Here is an 18,549-nt window from a genome sequence, read left to right as displayed (position 1 = left end):
AATACCTCCTTATTCTTTAGAAGCAGAACAATCGATATTAGGAGGATTAATGTTAGATAATAATCGATGGGATAACGTTATAGAAAAAATAATAGTAGATGACTTTTTTATACTATCACATAAAATTATTTTTACTGAAATGTATTATTTAATAGAATTAGATAAACCTATTGATTTAATTACACTTTCTGAATCTTTAGATAATAAAAATAAATTAAATAAAATAGGAGGATTTGCCTATTTAGCAGAATTATCAAAAAATATTCCGAGTATATCTAATATAAATGCTTATATAGATATTGTTCATGAACGTGCTATTATTAGAGAAATGATATCTGTTGCAAATAAAATAGCAGAAGCTGGATATTATCCTAATGGAAGAAATAGTGAAGATTTATTAAATTTTGCAGAATCTAGTGTATTTAAAATTGCAGAAAAACGTTTAAATAAGGATACTAAACCTAAGAATTTAGAAGAAATTTTAGAAGTTACAATTTCTAAAATTGAGTCATTTTATAATACACCTAAAAATGGTGTTACAGGTATAGATACTGGTTATCATGAATTAAATAAAAAAACAGCAGGATTACAAAAATCAGATCTTGTTATAATTGCTGCACGCCCAGCTATGGGTAAAACAACTCTTGCTATGAATATTTGTGAATATACAGCCATATCACAAGATAAACCTGTACTTATATTTAGTTTAGAAATGCCTTGTGAACAGATTATGATGCGTATGTTAGCATCTCTTTCTAGAGTACATCAAAGTAAAATCAGAACAGGTCAATTAAATGATGATGATTGGAAAAAAATATCTACTACTATGGGAATTTTACTAAAAAAAAAAAATATATATATTGATGATTCTTCTGAATTAACACCAACAGAAATTAGATTACGTTCTAGACGAATATTTAGAGAACATAATGGATTAAGTTTAATAATGGTAGATTATTTACAATTAATTAGAGTCCCTTCTTTATCTTTTAATAGAACATTAGAAATATCTGAAATTTCTCGTTCTTTAAAAGCTTTAGCTAAAGAATTACATGTTCCTGTAGTAGCTTTATCTCAGTTAAATAGATCTTTAGAACAAAGATCTGATAAACGTCCTATGAATTCTGATTTAAGAGAATCTGGTTCTATAGAACAAGATGCTGATTTAGTTATGTTTATTTATAGAGATGAAGTATATAATGAAAATACTAATTTACATGGAATTGCTGAAATTATTATAGGTAAACAAAGAAATGGTCCTATTGGTACTATAAAATTAATTTTTAATAATCATATTGCACGTTTTGATAATTATTCTAATTATTATAATGAAAGAAATATTTAAAAAATATTTAATAGAATTTATTATATAAAATAATCATTAATAATAAAATAAAAAAATTTTCATACAATTTTATTATGAGAAAATAAATGTTAAAAATTTTTAATACATTAAGTAAAAATAAAAAAAAATTTTATCCTATTAATAAAAAAATAGTAAAAATTTATGTATGTGGTATAACTCCATATGATATTTGTCACATTGGACATGCGAGAACATTTATTATATTTGATATTATTATTAGATATTTAAAATTTTTAGGTTATAAAACTAAGTATGTAAGAAATATTACTGATATTGATGATAAAATCATAAATATAGCTAAAAAAAAAAAACAAAGTATTAATAATATTACAAAAAAAATAATTAATAAAATATCTCAAGATTTTAATAATTTAGGTATATTAGCTCCAGATTTTGAACCTAAAGTAACAAATCATATTAATGATATTATAAATACAATAAATATTTTATTAAAAAATAATAGTGCATATATAGCTAAAAATGGTGATATTATGTTTTCTATTAAAAAATATTTAAATTATGGAATATTATCAAAACAAAAAATAAATTTATTAAAATTAAATAAAAAAATTAAAAATATATTTATTAAAAATAATTATAAAGATTTTGTTTTATGGAAATTAACTAATAAATTAAATATAGGATGGATATCTCCTTGGGGCTATGGAAGACCAGGTTGGCATATAGAATGTTCTACTTTAAGTTATAAATATTTAGGTAATTTTTTTGATATACATGGTGGAGGAAATGATTTAGTTTTTCCACATCATGAAAATGAATTAGCACAATCTTCTTGTATTAATAAATTATTTTATGTTAATTATTGGATTCATTCAGGTATGGTAATTGTTAAAAATAAAAAAATGTCTAAATCTTTAAATAATACTTTTAAAATAAAAGATATATTATTAAAATATAATAAAGAAATTATTAGATATTTTTTAACAATTACACATTATCGTAGCCCAATTATATATAATGAAAAAAAATTAAAACAAGCACAATTAGCTATACAAAAATTATATATTTCTATGTATAATATTAATTATTCATATAATATTAAAAATATAAAAACTAATTTTTTTTCATTAGAAAATCAATTTTATAATGCAATGAATGATGATTTTAATACTCCTAAAGCTTATAGTATCTTATTTAAGATATCACGTAAAATTAATATTGCTAATAATAATAAAAAATATTTAATTGCTAATTATTTAATATTAAAATTAAAAAAATTAGGTAATATTTTAGGATTATTATTTTATGATCCTAAAAATTATTTAAAAAATAATGGAGATTTGAATGATTATTATAATAGATATGAAATTGAAAAATTAATTAAAAAACGTAATATTGCTCGTAGTAATCAATTATGGAATAAAGCAGATTTTATAAGAAATAAATTAAAAAATAAAAATATTATTTTAGAAGATACAAATAATGGTACTATATGGAAAAAAAAAATTAAATAAAAATTTTGAATTTTATATTACTAAATTAATGGATATTTTATATAAAATTTATAAAGTTTTTATTTATAAAAAAAGAATATTACAATTACGTAAAATAATTATTAAACATAATTATAGATATTATATATTAAATAATTCAAGTATTCTTGATTATCAATATGATAATTTAATATTAAAATTAAAAAAATTAGAAAAATTATTTCCTTATTTAAAAAATAAATATTCACCTACTAAGTTAGTAGGTGTGTCTGCGCCATTAATTTTTTTAAAAAAAATACATCATAAAAAACCAATGTTATCATTAAATAATGTTTTTCATACAAAAGATTTAATAAAAAAATTTTTATATCCATTAAAAAAATTAATTAATAAATTAAATTTTTGTTGTGAATTAAAATTTGATGGGATAGCTATTAATTTATTATATAAAAATGGTTTTTTAATAAAAGCCTCAACAAGAGGGAATGGTTTTATAGGAGAAGATATTACAGAAAAAATATTCCAAATGAATCATATACCTCATGTTTTAAAAAAAAAATTTCCTAATTTATTAGAAGTCAGAGGAGAAGTATTTATAACTAAAAAAAATTTTAAAATATTAAATAAAAAGATTGTATCAAAACATAAATTATTTAGTAATACACGTAGTGCTACTTTAGGTATTTTAAAATTAAATAAAAAAAATAATAATAAAATGTTAACTTTATTAAGTTTTTTTAGTTATGGAATAGGTTTTATAGATAAACAAAAATTTTTAAATCAAGAAGAAATATTAAATAATTTAAAATTATATGGTTTTCCTGTATCTAATTATAGAAAAATTTGTTCTTCTTATTTAGAAATTAAAAAATTTTATGAAATTTTTAAAAACAAAAGAAATTTTTTACCTTATAGCATTGATGGAATTGTCGTTAAAATAAATGATATAAAAATACAAGAAATAATTGGTAATACAACTAATGCGCCTAGATGGGCTATAGCATATAAGTTTCCTTCACAAGAAAAAAAAACATTATTAAAAAAAATTATTTTCCAAATTGGACGAACAGGTATCATTACACCTGTTGCTAAATTTAATACAGTTAACATAACAGGAGTAAATATTAATTCTGCAACATTATATAATGTGAATGAAATTAAAAAATTAAATCTACAAATAGGAAAAACTGTAATTATACAAAGATGTGGAGATGTTATACCTAAAATAATTGGTGTAATAAATGAAAAAAAAATTTTTAATAATACAAAAAATATTATAATTCCTAAAAATTGTCCTAGTTGTAATTCTATTCTTATAAAAAAAAATAATAATATTTTATATTGTAAAAAAGGATTATCTTGTAAAGATCAATTAAAAGCATATTTAAAACATTTTATTTCAAAAGAAGTTATGAATATTTGTTTTATAGGAAATAAATTAATTGATAAATTAGTAGATAATAATTTAGTAAAAAATATTATAGATTTAATGAATTTAGATAATTCTATTTTAAAAAAAGTAAATAATTTAGGAATTAAATCTATTAATAAAATATTAAAAAATTTACAAAAAAAAAAACAAATAACTTTTGATAAATTTTTATTTTCTTTAAATATACCAGAAGTAGGAAAAGTAACATCTTATAATTTATCACAATTTTTTTTTACATTAGATAAATTTTTAAATACTAACTTAATAGAATTAAATAATATTACTGGAATAGGTATTAAAACATCATTAAATATATATAATTTTATTAAAAATAAAAATAATATAAATATTATTCAAAACTTATTAAAAAAAATTGATATTATTTATTTTAAAAAAATTATAAAAAAAAATTATTTTTATAAAAAAAATATTTCTATTACTGGTAAATTTTCTTTCATAACAAGAATAAATTTTATAAATAAATTAAAAAAATTAGGTGCAAAAATTAATTTTAATATTAATAAAAAAACTGATATTTTAATTTTAGGTAAAAATTCAAGTTCTAAATTATTAAAAGCACATAAATTAAATATTAAAATTTTAAATGAAAAAAAAATAATTTATTTATTAAAAAATAATTTATAATTTTTATTTAAAAAATATTATAATTTGTTTAATTTATAAATTAGTGATATTGTTTTTTTTAAATATGTATAATAAAAATTTTTTAATTATAAAATTATATGAAAAATCTAGAAAACATTATAGAAAATTATTTTTTAGATTATAAAAAAAAAAATAATTTATTAAAAAATAAAGAAATAATTATTAATATTAATAAAGTAATTAAATTATTAGATAAAGGTTTAATTAGAGTTTCTGAAAAAATACAAAAAAAATGGATTACTCATCAATGGATTAAAAAAGCTATATTATTATATTTTAAAATTAACAAAAATTATTTACTAGAAGGATCTTACAATAATTTTTATGATAAAATTCCTTTAAAATTTAATAATAATTTTAAAAAAAAGGATTTTAAAATTTTAAAATGTCGTGTTGTCCCTCCTACTGTAATAAGATATGGTTCCTATATTTCGAAAAATACAATATTAATGCCTTCTTTTATTAATATAGGTTCTTATATTGGTCAAGGTACCATGATTGATACATGGTCTACAATAGGTTCTTGCGCACAAATAGGAAGTAATGTACATATTTCTGGAGGAGTAGGTATAGGAGGAGTTTTAGAACCTATACAATCTAATCCAACTATTATAGAAGATAATTGTTTTATAGGAGCAAGGTCAGAAATAGTAGAAGGTGTTATTGTAAAAAAAGGATCAGTAATTTCTATGGGAGTATATATAGGACAAAGTACTAAAATATATGATAGAGAAACCGGATTAATTCATTATGGATTAATACCTAGTTATTCAGTCGTAGTTCCCGGAACTATTCCATCTAAAGATGGAAAATATAATTTATATTGTGCAATTATAGTAAAAAAAGTAGATATAAAAACTTTAAGTAAAATTAAAATTAATGAAATTTTACGTGGAAAATATTAAAAATAATAAATTAAATAAATCTTTTTTAAAATTATTTAATTATTTAAAATAAAAATGCATCCGGGAGGATTCGAACCTCCGACCATTCGGTTCGTAGCCGAATACTCTATCCACTGAGTTACGGATGCTTTTTATAGATTTCGGTGAGAGAGAGATTTGAACTCTCGATACAGTAAAACTGTATACACCCTTAGCAGGGGCGCGCCTTCAACCACTCGGCCATCTCACCAAAGAACAAAAAGAATATTTTATCTTTTAAAGAAAGATATGTCAAATTAATTATTTTTATAATTTTGAAAATTATAAAAAATTTAATTTTAATTAACTTTTTTGTTGATTTTTTTCTGCTTGTATACGTTGATATATTTCTTCACGATGAACAGAAATTTCTCTAGGAGCATTAACACCTATACGAACTTGATTTCCTTTTATTCCTAAAACTGTTACCATAACTTCGTCACCTATCATAAGTGTTTCACCTACTCGGCGAGTGAGAATAAGCATTCTTTTCTCCTTAAAAGAAATAAAATATAGAAAATATTATTTTTATAATTATATTTTTTAATTAATAATTAAATATTTTAAAAAAAATTTAATATTAATGTAATTTATTTATTTTATTTAAAATAAATATTCTTAATTTAGATAAATAAAAATAATATTTATCTTTATTAAGATTAATACTTACTTGTGCTATATTAGCACAACCATTTATTTTGCAAATATTTTTATCAAAAATTTTTTTTATAGTTTCAATAGCATTTATATTATTATTAATATTTAAAGTAATTTTTATAATTAAAAATATTTTTTTTTCCCATTTTGTAGATAATATTATTATTGTTTGTTTAAATTTATTTATTATATTTTTTATCATATAATTAAATATTTTTGGATTTAAATAATATATTCCGCTAATTATTAAATTAATATCATTTATTAAGATATTATTTTTTAATAATTTTTTTTCTGCTTGTAAAGAAATATATTTTTCTAATTGTTTTAAATTATTTTGTAATATATAAAATTTTTCTTTATATGATAAAATATTTTTAACTATATCTTTTTCTTTTATTTTAAATAAATTAGTGATAAATTTAATATTTTCATTTTGTTTTTGTACATATTTTAATGCTAAATTATGAGTAATAGCATGTATACGTTTTATTCCATTTGCAATATTTAAAAATTTTGTAATTATAAAAAAACCAATTTCTTGAGTATTAGATAAATGTGTACCACAGCATAATTCTTTTGAGATATTTTTAATATTTACAATTCTTATTATATTTTTATATTTATTATTATTATCTTTATTTATTATTTCTTTTTTTTTTTCAATTTTTATAGGTATATTTTTGTATATATAATGATTAATTATTTTTTCTATATTAAAAATATCTTTTAATTTTAAATCATTATTATAAGAAAAATCAAATCTTAAATATTTATCAGTAATTAAAGAACCTTTTTGTTTTATAGTTTCACCAAAAAGTTTAAGTAAACTAGAATGTAATAAGTGTGTTGCAGTATGATTTCGACTTAACTTTATACGATATTTCTTATTTATTTTAGAATATAAATTATCATCTTTTTTTAAAGATCCTAATATCATTTTTCCTTTATGAATAATTAAATCTCCTATTTTTTTTGTTTTATTTACTTGAAAAATATTTTTTTCATCTTTTTTTAAATATCCTATATCGCCTATTTGTCCACCTGATTCTCCAAAAAAAGGAGTAATATCTAATATTATTTCTCCTACATCTCCTTCATTAATTTCATATATTGATTTATCATTTTTATAAATATCTAGTATCTTACTATAAGAAAAAAAATTAATATACCCATTAAATTTTGAAATTTTATTTTTATAATATATATTTTTTTTTATAAAAATATTATTTTTTCTCGATTTTTCACGTTGTATATTCATATTTTGAATAAATTCTTTTTCATTAAAATTTATATTTTTATTTATACATATATTTTTTATTAATTCAGGTGATAATCCAAAAGTATCATATAAATAGAATATTTTTTTTCCTGATAAATATTTATTTTTTAATTTTTTAATTTCTAAATCTAATAATTTATTTCCTTTATTAATAATTTTATTAAAATCTTTTTCTTCTTTTTTTATAATATTTTTAATTAAATTAAATTTTTTACTTAAAAATATTTTTTCTTTATTATTTTCAAGATTATTAATATATATTTTTACTAATTTATAAAAAAATAATCCTTTTTCTCCTAAAATTTTACCATGATTTATTGCTCTTCTTATAATTTTTCTTAAAATATATCCTCTTTTTTCATTATTTGGTATAATATTTTCTGATATTAAATAAATAGAAGATCTAATATGATCAGCTATAACTTTAAGTGAATTATTTTCTAAATCTTTAATATTAATTAAATTAGCTGTATTTTTAATAATTTTTTGAAATATATTTATTTTATAATTAGAATTTACTCCTTCTAATATACTACTAATACGTTCTAATCCCATACCAGTATCAACTGATTTTATAGGTAAGGGAATTAATTTTCCATCTAAATCTTTATTAAATTGAATAAAAACAATATTCCATATTTCAAGAAAACGTTCTTCTAAGTTATTATTAATATTTTTTTTTAAATTATTTCCTAAATCATAAAAAATTTCTGTCGATGGACCACAAGGTCCAGTTTCAGACATTTGCCAAAAATTATCAGAATTAAAAATAATATTATTTTTATCTTTAATTAAAAAAATTTTTTTTTTAGATATACCAATATCTTTATACCAAATATTATATGTTTCTATATCTTTATAATATACAGTTACAAATATTTTTTCTTTTTTTAAATTAAACCATTTAGAACTAGTTAATAATTCCCATGCAAAAAAAATAGCTTCTTTTTTAAAATAATCTCCAAAACTAAAATTACCTAACATTTTAAAAAATGTATGATGTCTATTTGTAAAACCTACATTTTTTAAATCATTATGTTTACCTCCTACACGTATACATTTTTGTATAGTAGTAATTCTAGAGTAAGGAGATTTTTTATATCCTAAAAAATATTCTTTAAATTGATTCATTCCTGCATTTGTAAATAATAATGATTTATCATTATATGGAATTAAAGAACTACCTTTTATTATTTTATGTTTTTTTTTATGAAAAAAGTTTAAAAACATTTCACTTATATTTATTTTGTTTTTCATATATAAAGATCTTTATAAAATTTTTAATATTTATTTAATAAAAATAATTTATAAAATAAAAAATTTTATTTATATTATTTTTTTTTAAAAAAAATTTTCCGTATTTTTTTTTCAATTTCATCAGATTTAATTATATTTTTTTTTAAAAAATTTATGGCGTTTATTTTTCCTTGCCCAATTTTTTCATTTTTATAACTATACCATGATCCACATTTTTCAATAATTTTATTTTTAACTCCTAAATCTAATAATTCTCCATAAAAATTTATTCCTTGTCCATATATAATTTGAAATTCAGCTTGTTTAAAAGGTACAGCAACTTTATTTTTAACAACTTTTACCCTAGTTTCATTACCTATAATTTCATCTCCTTGTTTAACATTACCAATTTTTCTAATATCTAATCTTATAGAAGCATAAAATTTTAATGCATTACCTCCAGTAGTTACTTCAGGATTACCAAATAAAATTCCAATTTTCATTCTTATTTGATTAATAAAAATTAATAATGTATTAGATTGTTTTAAATTACTTGCTAATTTACGCATAGCTTGACTCATCATTCTTGCAGCTAATCCTATATGTGAATCTCCTATTTCTCCTTCTATTTCAGCTTTTGGTGTTAAAGCAGCTACAGAATCTACAATAATAACGTCTACAATTCCTGATTTTGCTAATGAATCACATAATTCTAATGCTTGTTCTCCTGTATCAGGTTGTGAACATAATAGTTTATTAATATTAACATTTAATTTTTTAGCATAAATAGGATCTAATGCATGTTCTGCATCAATAAAAACACATACTTTGCCTAATTTTTGAGCTTGAGCAATAATTTGTAGTGTTAAAGTAGTTTTACCAGATGATTCAGGACCATATATTTCAACTATTCTTCCCATGGGTAATCCACCAATACCTAATGCTATATCTAAAGATATAGATCCTGTAGATATAGATTCTATATCCATAGTTCTATTATCACCTAAACGCATAATAGAACCTTTACCAAATTGGTTTTCTATTTGTATAATAGCATTTTCAATAGCTACTTGTTTTTTTTTTTCTAAATTCATAATTTAGACCTTAAATTATTTAAAATAAATTTAATTTATGATATTTGTAAAAATTTTTTCATTTATAATATAATTATTAATATAAATTTATTATTAATAATATATTAATATGTCTAAAAAAAATAATTTTTATAAAAAAGCAAATTTTATTTTAAATATACAAGAATTAGAATGTCCAAAAACAATTATGATGATTAAGAAAATTACATTTAATATGAAAAAAAATGAAATTTTATTAATCATTACTAATGATAAATTAGTTAATTTAGATATTGAATATTTTTGTTATTTTATGAAATATAGTATAATTGATAAAAAAACATGTAAAATTCCATATTTATTTTTAATAAAAAAATTATAATTATTATTTTAATAAATTTTTTTACATAAAATGTATGTAACAATACTAAATTTTTTTTTTCGATATATTATCCAATTTTTTGGTAAAAAAAAATTTTGACTTTTAGATTTATATTGAATAAAAATTTTAGCATTATTTTTTAACCAATTATTTTTTTCTAATAAAATACAAGTTTTGTATAATAAAATATTTTTTTTACAAAAAGGAGGATCAATAAAAATAAGATCATATTTTATGGTCGCTTTTTTTGATAAAAAATTTAAAGTATTTTTATAAATTAAAAAAATATTTTTTATTTTTAATAAAATAATATTTTTTTTTATTTGTTTAAAAATTTTTTTATTATTTTCTAATAAAGTAGCTGAATAAGCATTTCTAGATAAAGCCTCAAAACTTAAAATACCAGTTCCTGCATAACAATCTAAACATGTCAACATATGTATATCATTCATTATCCAATTAAATAAATTATGACGAATAAAATTCATTGTAGGTCTTAATATTTTAGTATTAATTACATTTATTTTTTTATTTTTCCATTTACCTGAAATAATACGAATATTATTTAAAAAAAAATTTTTTTTCATAATTTATGTAAAAAAAAGAAGAAATATTAATTACTTTAAAATTTATTTTGATATATTATTTAAATAACAATTTAATTTAATTATATCAAGTATTTTTTTATTATAAAATTTAAAAAAAATTTGATAAAATAAAAATGATAAAAAAAGAAAATTTTCTTAAAAATAATAAAAAAAAAAAAATAGGTTTTTTTAGTTATTTAAAAAAAAAATTATTTAAAACAAGTAAAAATATTGGTACAGAAATTATTAATCTTTTTAAAAAAAAATATGTTATTGATAAAAAATTATTTTCTAAATTAAAAGAAACATTAATTATTTCTGATGTAGGTATAAAAACTACTAATAAAATTATTAATTTAACTAAAAAATATGCAAAATTAAATAAATTACAAAATTCTTCTCAATTATATAAATATATTAAAACAGAAATGTTAAAGATTTTACTTCCTTCGGAAGTACCATTAATTATTAATAATCAAAAAAAGCTTTTTATAATATTAATTATTGGTGTAAATGGAGTAGGTAAAACAACAACAATTGGTAAATTAGCATATTTTTTTCGTCAGCAAGGAAAATCTGTTTTTTTAGCATCAGGAGATACTTTTAGAGCAGGCGCTCATGAACAATTATACTCTTGGAGTAATAAAAGTAATAGTTTTTTTACAGAAAATACAAAAAAAAGAGATAGTTCTGCTATTATTTATGATGCAATATTAAAAGCTAAAAAAAATAAAATTGATATTTTAATTGCAGATACTTCAGGAAGATTACAAAATAATATTTCATTAATGGAAGAATTAAAAAAAATTGTTCGTGTAATAAAAAAAAATAATGGGGTTCTTAATGAAACTATGTTAATTTTAGATGCTAATATTGGGCAGAATTCTATTAATCAACTTAAAGTATTTCATCATAATATAGGAGTAACAGGAATTACAATAACTAAAATTGATGGTACTGCAAAAGGTGGTATTATTTTTTCTTTAGCAGATAAATTTAATATTCCAATAAGATATTTTGGAACTGGAGAAAAAATTACTGATTTGTATTTATTTAATGCAAAAAATTTTATAAATACAATTTTTCCAGAAAATAAATAAATATTAATTTTTTAATTTTTATTAAATTAAAATTATATTTATAATCTTTTAATTTTTGGAGGATTTAATGTATAAAAATATATTTACCTCTAGGTTAAGAACCTCTGTCCCTATGGGAACATTAGATTCTTATATTTATACTACTAATAGTTATCCAATGTTAACCTCTAAAGAAGAAAAAGAATTATCTGAAAAATTATATTATAAAGGAGATCTTAAATCAGCTAAAAAATTAATTTTATCACATTTAAGATTTGTAATTCATGTAGCTAAATATTATTCTGGATATGGTCTACAACAAGCTGATATTATTCAAGAAGGTAATATAGGCTTAATGAAAGCTGTACGTAGATTTAATCCTGAAATAGGTGTACGTTTAGTATCCTTTGCTATTCATTGGATAAAAGCTGAAATACATGAATACGTATTACGTAATTGGAGAATAGTAAAAGTAGCAACTACAAAAGCTCAAAGAAAATTGTTTTTTAATCTAAGAAAAGCAAAACAAAGACTAGGTTGGTTTAATCAAGATGAAATTAAAATAGTTGCTAAAGAATTAGGAGTATCTATTAAAGATGTTTGTGAAATGGAATCACGTATGTCAGCTCAAGATATAGGTGATAATATTAATTTAAAAGATAATTTTAAAAATAAAAATTTTAATTCACATCTTTTTTTCAAAGATCATAATTCTAATTTTGCAAATATAATTGAAAAAAATAATTGGAATAAATATATTTCAAATAAATTATATATAGCTGTTTCAAAATTAGATTATCGTAGTCGTAATATAATTAATTTAAGATGGTTAAATAAAAATAAAAAAAAAATTACATTGCGTGAGTTAGCAGATTATTATGGTATATCTGCTGAACGTATTAGACAATTAGAAAAAAATGCAATGAAAAAATTACGTTTTATTATTGAACATTTATTTAAAAAATAATTTATAATGTATATTATATTAATTAATATTTTTTTTACTATTTTTATGTAATAATATTTATTTAATATAAATAAAATATTAAAATTTTATTAATATAAGGACATAAATAATGGCAGGAAAAAGAGGTATTAATAAAGTAATTATAATTGGATATTTAGGAAAAGATCCTGAAATACGTTATATGCCTAATGGAAATCCAGTTGTAAATATTATAGTTGCAACTTCAGATAGTTGGAAAGATAAAAATACTGGAGAAAATAAAGAAAAAACTGAATGGCATCGTATAATAATATTTGGAAAATTAGCAGAAATTTCTCATGAGTATTTAAAAAAAGGTTTTCAAGTATATATTGAAGGTTTTTTACAAACTCGTAAATGGCAAAATCAAAATGGACAGGATAATTACATAACTGAAATAATTGTAGGTATAGGTGGTATTATGCAAATATTAGGAAATCCACGAAAAAATGATAATAAAATTAATATCTTAAAAAGAGATAAAAATAACAAAGAAATTAAAAGTAAATGGAATGAAAAAACAAAAATTTCTGATTTATTAGAAAAAGAAAATAATGACGAATCATTAATTAAAAAAAATGAAAATATTATTGATTTTGATGATGATATTCCTTTTTAATTATTGATAATTAGAATCATTTTTTGGAAAAATTTAAATTTATATTATGTTTTATAATAATAAATCACTTTTAAAACTTAAAAAAAAATTTTCAAAAAAAATACCTTTAATTAAAGGTACAGTAAAAATATTAGATGAAAAATTAGGAATTTTAGAAACAAAAGAAAATTATATATATTATATATCTTATATTTATTTAAAATCTTTAATGTTAGGAGATTATATATTAGCTAGTGTACAATACGATAATAATAAATTACAAGTTATACCAATTAAATTATTAAAATCAAGTATTAATATTTTTAAAGGAATTATTAAAAAAAAAAATAATAATATTCATATTATTCCAGAAAAAAAAATTTTATATAATAATTTTCTTAAATGTATTGTAAAAGATAATATAAAAAATATTTTAAAAAATGGAGATAAAGTAATAGCTAAAATTATTAATCATCCTTTAAAAGGAAATTCTGGATTTATAGCAGAAATAAAAGAATTAATTAATGAAGATAATAATTTTTTAATGCCATGGTGGAAAAGATTATTAAACTATAATCTTCCAATTGATGCTCCTAGTGATAATTTATGTAAAAAAATAAAATTTTTAGATAAAAATATTTCTAGAATAGATTTAACTAAATTATGTTTTATTACTATAGATAATAGTGATACTAAAGATATAGATGATGCTATATATATAGAAGAAAAATCTTTAAATGAATTATTAGTATATGTAGCTATCGCAGATCCTTCTGCTTATTTTAAAAAAGATAGTCAAATAGATAAAATTGCGTCTCAAAGAATGTTTACAAATTATTTACCTGGTTTAACAATACCTTTATTACCAAAATTATTATCAGAAAATTTATGTTCTTTAAATCCTAAAAAAATTAGACCTGTTTTAGTTTGTAAAATGATTATTAATCATAAAGGTTTTTTATCTAAAAAAAGTAATTTTTTTTTAGGTTGGATAAAATCAAAAGCTAAATTAAATTATAATAATGTTTCAAATTGGTTAGAAAAAATAGGAACATGGAAACCAGAAAATAATCAAATAAAAGAACAAATTATTTTTTTATATAAATTTTATTTATTTCGTAAAAAATGGAGTTATAAAAATATTGTATATTTTCATAATGTTAATTATAAATTTATTTTTGGTAATAAAGGAAATATATTAAATATAGTAATAGATAAAAAGAGAATTGCTCATAAAATAATTGAAGAAGTTATGATAGCAGCTAATATATGTGCTGCTGAAATATTATATAAAAATTTAGGTTTTGGTATATATAATACATATTATGGATTTAATATAAATAAAATTGATAAAATAATAAAATTATTACACGAATATAATATAAATTATGATAAGTATTTTTTAATGACTTTTAAAGGATATAGAACAGTATATAAAAAATTATATGATTTAAATTTACAATTTATTTTAAATAAAATAAAAAAATATCAATTAATTACTTTATTTAATACTAATCCTGGTCCTCATTTTGCATTAGGCTTAAAAAGATATGCTACTTGGACATCTCCTATACGTAAATTTGGAGATATTATAAATCATAGATTAATTAAATCTATTATAAATAAAAAAAATAATATAAATAAACCTTTTAAAGGTTTATATTTAAATATGAATTATCAACGTTATTTAAATAAACAAGTAAAAAAGGATTTATTTAATTTTTTATATTCAGAATATTTTAAAAATATAGAAATTCGTAATAAAATTTTTAAATCTGAAATTATTGATATTTTATTTATTGGAATAAAAGTAAGATTAATTAAAAATGGAGCTTATGCTTTTATACCTAAAAAATTTTTATATGCTAATATAATTATAAATGAAGAAAAAGGAATGATCTTTATTAAAGATAAATTATTATATAAGATTACTGATAAAATTCAAGTTATTATAAAAGAAATAAATACTAATATTATTATTGTTAAAATAATTTAATTTTTAATTTTTAATTTTTTATTGGATGAAATTTATATGACAGTTAAAGGACATATAATATTTACTATAGCTAGTAGCATTTTAATACAACATTTTATTTTTTCAAAAATATTGTATCATGATGATTGGTGGAGAATTATTCCTATTTCGATAATAACATGTTTATTACCTGATATAGATAATCCTAAATCTACTATAGGAAGTAAAATAAAAATTTTTTCTTATTTAATAAATCAAATATTTGGTCATAGAGGTTTTACACATAGTTTATTATCTTTAATTAGTTTTGGATTTATTATATTTTCTATTAATTTACAATTAAATAATATTATTTATATTAAATTAGGTTTAATTATAGGTTATTTAAGTCATATTATTGCAGATATATTAACTCCTTTAGGAGTTCCTTTATTATGGCCTTATAAAAAAAAATATAAGTTACCACTTATTAATAAAAAGTTCATGAAAGAAGATATTTTTTGTTATTTATATTTGATTTTTTCTTTATATTTATTATATCCTATTTGTAATAATATTATAATGAAAATTTTTGTTTAATAAAATATTTATAATATTTATATTATAAAATTATTTTTGATTATTTAAAATTTTATTTGTTTTCTTATAAATAAGAATATGAAATTATGTTACCTAAAAAAAAAATATTAGTTACTTGTGCATTACCATATGCTAATGGAAGTATTCATCTTGGCCATATGTTAGAACATATACAAGCGGATATTTGGGTTCGATATAATAGAATGAATGATCATGAAATATATTTTATTTGTGCTGATGATGCTCATGGTACTCCTATTATGTTGAAAGCTAAACAACTTAAGATTAATCCAGAAAAAATGATTCATAAAATATATCATGAACATGTTTTAGATTTAAAAAATTTTAATATTAGTTATGATGATTATCATACTACACATAGTGATGAAAATTTTTTTTTTTCAAAATTAATTTTTAATCGCTTAAAACAAAAAAAATTCATAAAAAAAAAAACTGTTCAACAACTATATGATTTAACATATAATACATTTTTACCTGATAGATTTGTTAAAGGACAATGTCCTAATTGTAATTCTATTAATCAATATGGCGATAATTGTGATAATTGTGGTTCTATTTATTCATCTATTAATCTAATTAATCCAATTTCTATTTTATCTCATACAACTCCTGTATTATGTAATTCTAAACATTATTTTTTTGATTTACCTCAATTTAATGATTTTTTAAAAAATTGGATTAATTCTGGTGTTATAGATAAAATAATTAAAAATAAAATAAAAGAATGGTTTATAAAAGGATTAAAATCATGGGATATTACTAGAGATGGACCATATTTTGGTTTTAAAATTCCTAAATGTATAAATAAGTATTTTTATGTATGGTTAGATGCTCCAATTGGTTATATAAGTACTTTTAAACATTTATGTACAAAAAATAAAAAATTAAATTTTAATGAATGGTGGACAAAAAATTCGGATACAAAATTATACCATTTTATAGGTAAAGATATAATTTATTTTCATAGTTTATTTTGGCCTGCTATATTAGAGGGAAGTGATTTTAGAAAACCTAATAGATTATTTGTTCATGGACATGTAACATTAAATGGCCATAAAATGTCAAAATCTAAAGGTAATTTTATTACAGCTAAAAATTGGTTAAGTATTTTAGATTCTGATAGTTTACGTTATTATTATGCTTCTAAATTATCGTCTAATATCAATGATATTGATTTTAATTTTTTTGATTTTGTAAATAAAATTAATGGAGATATTGTAAATAAAATTGTTAATTTGGCTTCAAGAAATGCATATTTTATTAATAATTATTTTGATAATAATTTGTCTAAAGAAATTGATATATTTTTTTATTTAAAATTTTTAAAAAAATCAGAAATTATTCATGATTATTTAATTAAATGTAAATTTAGTCATGCTATTAAACAAATTTTAATTTTATCAGATATAGCTAATTGTTATATAGATAAATATAAACCATGGTTACTTATTAAAAATAATTCTAAAAAAAAAGATGTCCAAGATATTTGTTCTATGGGTATTAATATGTTTCGTATAATAATGACTTATATAAAACCAATTATGCCTATTTTATCTAAAAAAACCGAATTTTTTTTAAAAAAAAAATTATTTTTTCATCAAATAAAACATCCTTTAATTAATAGAAAAATTAATAAATTTAAACCATTATTTAATAGAATAAACATTAAAAATTTTGAAAAACTATTAAAAATATAAATTTATATTATTTTAATTTTATTTTAAAAGGTAAATTTTATTATTTAATAATTTTACGAGGAACTCTTTGTGATAATGAACACATTAATTCATATCCAGTAGTATTTGCAGATTTTGCTACATTATCTATTTTTATATTATTTCCCCATAATTCTACAGAATTTCCTATTTTTGCTTTAGGAATATTTTTTAAATCTATAGCTAACATATCCATACATATATTACCTAATATTTTTGTTTTAATTCCTTTAATAAAAACAAAAGTTTTATTATTAATATTTTTAGGATAACCATCTGCATATCCACATGCAATAATACCTATTTTACGTTTTGTTTTTACAAAATATGTACAATTATAACCTATAGTTTGTCCTGATTTAATTTTTTGAATAGATATTATTTTACTTTTTAAAGTCATTACTGGTTGTATTTTCTTTTTTGAAATATCTTTCCAATTTCCAGTAGGAGAAGCTCCATATAAAATAATACCAACTCTTATCCAATCATGATGTGTATATGAATGCCATAATGTAGCTGCAGAATTAGCAAATGAACGC

Annotated in this window: 16 protein-coding genes and 2 tRNA genes; 11 read left to right on the top strand and 7 right to left on the bottom strand. The window is 18.7% G+C overall.

What is annotated here, in order from left to right:
- The 4 genes from dnaB to dapD all read left to right on the top strand — a co-directional run.
- Window positions 1–1,345 (top strand): replicative DNA helicase (gene dnaB / locus GJT91_RS00200; protein ID WP_211080614.1); only part of this gene is annotated, 1,345 nt, incomplete at its 5' end.
- Window positions 1,346–1,431: 86 nt separating this feature from the next.
- Complete coding sequence (gene cysS, locus GJT91_RS00195; RefSeq protein WP_168868258.1) at window positions 1,432–2,841, top strand: cysteine--tRNA ligase; 1,410 nt, start codon at window positions 1,432–1,434, stop codon at window positions 2,839–2,841.
- Window positions 2,810–4,897: an NAD-dependent DNA ligase LigA gene (gene ligA, locus GJT91_RS00190; protein WP_168868257.1), complete on the top strand. Its 2,088-nt coding sequence runs from the start codon at window positions 2,810–2,812 to the stop codon at window positions 4,895–4,897. Before cysS ends, ligA begins: the two co-directional genes overlap by 32 nt.
- Before the next feature lie 98 nt (window positions 4,898–4,995).
- Window positions 4,996–5,823, top strand: coding sequence for a 2,3,4,5-tetrahydropyridine-2,6-dicarboxylate N-succinyltransferase (dapD, locus tag GJT91_RS00185; RefSeq protein WP_168868256.1), 828 nt, complete (start codon window positions 4,996–4,998; stop codon window positions 5,821–5,823).
- A 55-nt stretch (window positions 5,824–5,878) separates the two neighbouring features.
- Here dapD and GJT91_RS00180 read toward each other — a convergent pair.
- From GJT91_RS00180 to recA, 5 genes are all read right to left on the bottom strand, one after another.
- Window positions 5,879–5,951, bottom strand: a tRNA-Arg gene (locus GJT91_RS00180).
- A 13-nt stretch (window positions 5,952–5,964) separates the two neighbouring features.
- A tRNA-Ser gene (locus GJT91_RS00175) sits at window positions 5,965–6,052 on the bottom strand.
- Between the two features lie 92 nt (window positions 6,053–6,144).
- Window positions 6,145–6,327, bottom strand: a complete 183-nt coding sequence (csrA, locus tag GJT91_RS00170) for a carbon storage regulator CsrA (protein ID WP_168868255.1) — start codon at window positions 6,325–6,327, stop codon at window positions 6,145–6,147.
- Between the two features lie 94 nt (window positions 6,328–6,421).
- Window positions 6,422–9,037, bottom strand: coding sequence for an alanine--tRNA ligase (gene alaS, locus GJT91_RS00165; RefSeq protein WP_168868254.1), 2,616 nt, complete (start codon window positions 9,035–9,037; stop codon window positions 6,422–6,424).
- A gap of 74 nt (window positions 9,038–9,111) precedes the next feature.
- Window positions 9,112–10,110 carry a recombinase RecA gene (gene recA, locus GJT91_RS00160; protein ID WP_168868253.1) on the bottom strand — a complete coding sequence of 333 codons (999 nt, stop codon included), beginning with the start codon at window positions 10,108–10,110 and terminating at the stop codon, window positions 9,112–9,114.
- Window positions 10,111–10,219: 109 nt separating this feature from the next.
- On the opposite strand from recA, the gene GJT91_RS00155 reads away from it, so the two are divergent.
- Window positions 10,220–10,471: a sulfurtransferase TusA family protein gene (locus tag GJT91_RS00155; RefSeq protein ID WP_168868252.1), complete on the top strand. Its 252-nt coding sequence runs from the start codon at window positions 10,220–10,222 to the stop codon at window positions 10,469–10,471.
- Between the two features lie 8 nt (window positions 10,472–10,479).
- On the opposite strand, the gene rsmD is transcribed toward GJT91_RS00155, so the two are convergent.
- Entirely contained in the window at window positions 10,480–11,058 is a 579-nt protein-coding gene (rsmD, locus tag GJT91_RS00150) for a 16S rRNA (guanine(966)-N(2))-methyltransferase RsmD (RefSeq protein WP_168868251.1), read from the bottom strand.
- Between the two features lie 134 nt (window positions 11,059–11,192).
- On the opposite strand from rsmD, the gene ftsY reads away from it, so the two are divergent.
- The 6 genes from ftsY to metG all read left to right on the top strand — a co-directional run bounded on the left by ftsY (window position 11,193) and on the right by metG (window position 17,992).
- Complete coding sequence (gene ftsY / locus GJT91_RS00145; protein ID WP_168868250.1) at window positions 11,193–12,158, top strand: signal recognition particle-docking protein FtsY; 966 nt, start codon at window positions 11,193–11,195, stop codon at window positions 12,156–12,158.
- A 67-nt stretch (window positions 12,159–12,225) separates the two neighbouring features.
- Window positions 12,226–13,104, top strand: coding sequence for an RNA polymerase sigma factor RpoH (gene rpoH / locus GJT91_RS00140; RefSeq protein ID WP_168868249.1), 879 nt, complete (start codon window positions 12,226–12,228; stop codon window positions 13,102–13,104).
- Between the two features lie 109 nt (window positions 13,105–13,213).
- Entirely contained in the window at window positions 13,214–13,741 is a 528-nt protein-coding gene (ssb, locus tag GJT91_RS00135) for a single-stranded DNA-binding protein (RefSeq protein WP_168868248.1), read from the top strand.
- A 46-nt stretch (window positions 13,742–13,787) separates the two neighbouring features.
- Window positions 13,788–15,716: an exoribonuclease II gene (locus GJT91_RS00130; RefSeq protein ID WP_168868247.1), complete on the top strand. Its 1,929-nt coding sequence runs from the start codon at window positions 13,788–13,790 to the stop codon at window positions 15,714–15,716.
- Window positions 15,717–15,752: 36 nt separating this feature from the next.
- Window positions 15,753–16,274: a metal-dependent hydrolase gene (locus tag GJT91_RS00125; RefSeq protein ID WP_168868246.1), complete on the top strand. Its 522-nt coding sequence runs from the start codon at window positions 15,753–15,755 to the stop codon at window positions 16,272–16,274.
- 86 nt (window positions 16,275–16,360) lie between these two features.
- Window positions 16,361–17,992 (top strand): methionine--tRNA ligase, encoded by a 1,632-nt coding sequence (gene metG, locus GJT91_RS00120; protein ID WP_168868245.1) that lies wholly within the window; start codon window positions 16,361–16,363, stop codon window positions 17,990–17,992.
- 40 nt (window positions 17,993–18,032) lie between these two features.
- Here the strand turns inward: metG and alr are convergent.
- The coding region (gene alr / locus GJT91_RS00115; RefSeq protein ID WP_168868244.1) for an alanine racemase at window positions 18,033–18,549 on the bottom strand (517 nt) is incomplete at its 5' end.

The organism is Enterobacteriaceae endosymbiont of Donacia semicuprea, from assembly GCF_012570535.1.
Taxonomy (GTDB): domain Bacteria; phylum Pseudomonadota; class Gammaproteobacteria; order Enterobacterales; family Enterobacteriaceae.
Note: the sequence above shows the minus strand (reverse complement) of the source record. Positions and strands in the feature narration are given on the sequence as shown.